The 2,917-nt window shown below is 35.5% G+C and carries 3 protein-coding genes; 2 read left to right on the plus strand and 1 reads right to left on the minus strand.

Annotated elements, in window-relative coordinates; translation table 11 throughout:
• The first annotated feature begins 277 nt into the window (after positions 1-277).
• Entirely contained in the window at positions 278-451 is a 174-nt protein-coding gene (locus tag ACFVSH_RS24880) for a hypothetical protein (protein ID WP_387596891.1), read from the plus strand.
• 198 nt (positions 452-649) lie between these two features.
• On the opposite strand, the gene ACFVSH_RS24885 is transcribed toward ACFVSH_RS24880, so the two are convergent.
• A complete protein-coding gene (locus tag ACFVSH_RS24885; protein ID WP_387596894.1) occupies positions 650-871 on the minus strand; it encodes a dihydrofolate reductase family protein in 222 nt (73 codons plus the stop codon).
• Positions 872-1,479: 608 nt separating this feature from the next.
• On the opposite strand from ACFVSH_RS24885, the gene ACFVSH_RS24890 reads away from it, so the two are divergent.
• On the plus strand, positions 1,480-2,811 hold the full coding sequence (locus ACFVSH_RS24890; protein ID WP_387708423.1) for an amino acid permease: 1,332 nt from the start codon (positions 1,480-1,482) through the stop codon (positions 2,809-2,811).
• Positions 2,812-2,917: the final 106 nt, after the last annotated feature.

The following is a 2,917-nucleotide window of genomic DNA, read 5'->3' on the forward strand; positions in this document are numbered from 1 at the left end:
CAAACTGATACCATCGGCTTTCTGACCCGATTGGCCAAGGAATATGGGGAAGTCGCTAAATTCCGTTTAAGTTTAAGACCATTCCAAAATGTTTATCACATTTTTTAATCCAGATTTAATAAAACAAAAATCCTTCGTCAAATCCAAGGACTTCGAACCTGGAGCATCCAATATTTGAAGCATTAAGAATGATTTCAAATAAAAATAACGTTCATAATGATTCGATTAACTCCTATAACTGGCTGGCCTATTTTTTATAGAAAGGAGGGATGAAAATATGTATATGTACCATTCACCACAGAAGGGAATCATCCACACTGAATTGCACTATTTAGGAATGGCCTCGCAGGTATATACCGGTTATTTGGAATTTATAAGCGAAATTGAACCGATACAAGAAACAGAAAACCTACCGCCGGCCCCTCTTCTCTTTTTAGATGAGAACGAATAGCCTCGTTAGCTTTTCCTATATTAAAGAAAACCGGCCTTGAAAGTAACCGGTTCTTTTACCTGTCACAAACTATTTAATCTAAAAAATGTAAGTTATGATGTACAACTATTTGCACCGAGTTTTCTTCGGTGATTTTAGTATATTTCAATAAAAAGAGCACAGTTATTTAAACTGTGCCCTTCCTTTTATTTATCTTTATTAACTTATTATACTAAAGCTTTTTATATCAAATCCACGAATGACATCATAAGTTCCTTTTCCCATAACGGCAGTATCAATTCTTTCCAGAAGTGCATTGTAGCCTGAATCTCCTTCTACCTCTGTTGATTCTAACCACTCCAAAGTACCATCATCATTCGCAATATAGCCATCAATTGAAGTACCAATGTAAAAAATAATGTTACGCTGTTTTTTCATCAATCAACTGATCCCCCTCGGAACATAAACTTGATATTCCTTGATAATTCCTCTAGGCAAGATACCATCAAGATTAAATCTCCACTAAATTTAATTCCTCCTTCTTTTACTAATAACCTGTATCGTAAGTTGAAGAAGAAAGAAGTATTCCATTGATAAAATTGAGCTTCTTTTAAAAAAAAAACATTTATAAAATACTCCCAAGAATACACCTTTTCGGCAATTCCTAAACGCTGAGCAGGTATTTCCTTTGTTTCACCTGACTTAAATGGTTTGCAGAAGTTATAATATGTTCTAAGGATTGTAATAGCCATTTTTGATAATTAAACAACTGTGCCATCGTCGTAAAGGTATGGTTAACGTCTGACCCACTTATCAGTTTGCTTTTCGTTTGATTCATTTCATAAAACCCAATATTTTCAGATAATAAAGACTACTCTTCTTACCTGATCGGGAATCTATTCCAATTCCCCTGCCTAAATTGACATTTTTCCGATTCATGTTATATTAACATAGTACTTTAGTACGTAAAAGCGTTCAATAATAGAAGAGATTTTTAGTTTTATTTATAGACTATTTTATTATAATAATGAATGAAAGGCATGAATAAAATGGAGAAGACTCATCAAGATTTAAAAAAGGGCCTATTGCCACGGCATGTCCAGTTCATTGCTTTAGCAGGAATGATAGGAACAGGGATTTTTAAGGGGAGCTCCGATACATTAAATATGGCAGGTCCAAGTGTTGTATTAGCCTATATAATAGGGGGGCTATTGTTATTTATTGTAATGGCCGCATTAGGAGAGATGGCAACCGCTTTTCCTAATTTGAACGTACAACATCTCATTAATAAAGCTTTTGGTTTTCAACTATCCTTCATAGTCGGATGGCTCTATTGGTTTAATTGGATTATCGTAATCATTGTAGAAATAGTCGCTGCCGGCAGTTTTCTACAATATTGGTTTCCTACGGTGCCATTATGGCTGTTAAGCATACTTTGCGCTTCAGTAATTATAGGAATTAATTTATTTCAAGTAAAATACTACGGAGAACTCGAATTTTGGTTCGCAGGAATTAAAATAATAACCTTAATTGCCTTTATTATTTTAGGAGCTTTGATCCTGCTGGGACTGTTTCCTAGTTCGGCTTCATTTTCTAATTACACGGAACATGGTGGTTTTTTCCCAAAAGGAATTGACGGAATGTTAAGTGCACTTTTAGTGGTAATGTTTTCATATGGGGGCGCAGAATTAATTGGTGTAGCCGTCACGGAAACAAAAGATAGTCAGCGGGTCATACCAAAAATAATTAAAGGGACAGTATGGCGGGTGATCCTTTTCTATGTCTTGCCGATACTTATTATTTGTGGGGTAATACCTTGGAACCAAATAAGCACTGAAATAAGTCCTTTCGTTCAGGTTTTCAGCTTATCGGGTCTTCCCGGAGCTGCCGATATTATGAATTTCGTTCTTTTAACTGCTGTGTTATCAGCTGCAAATTCAGGTATATACGCTACTTCAAGGACATTGTTCACTCTTTCCCAGAATGGGGAAGCGCCTAGAGCATTTTTAAAAACAACCAAAAAGGGTATCCCGCTTAATGGTATATTCCTAACTACATTATGTATATTGGCTGGTGTGTTTTTATCCTATTTGACTCCCGACCTGATTTTAAGCTACCTTATGGCCATTCCTGGATTCACAGTTTTATTATTATGGATCAGCATTTGTTCCGCGCAATTGAAGCTGCGTAATCAATACACTGGTAAACTAGGTTTCCGGGTAAAATGGTACCCATATACAACTATATTAGCCATCACTGCTTTAAGCATTATCTTTTTGGCATTTATCTTTAATAAGCAAAACATCATTGGGACCACAGTGTGTCTTGTGACGTTAGCAACATTCATCCTTCTCTCTTTTATTGTCAAACAAAAAAAATAGAACTATTATATAAAAATCCCTGAATTTAAATAGAGGATTTCAGACTGTGGACAAACTTGAACTGCCCCGTAAATGTTAGACACCAACTAACATTTATGGGGTGTTT

This window comes from Peribacillus sp. NPDC058002 (genome assembly GCF_042886655.1).
Lineage (GTDB): Bacteria > Bacillota > Bacilli > Bacillales > DSM-1321 > Peribacillus > Peribacillus aracenensis.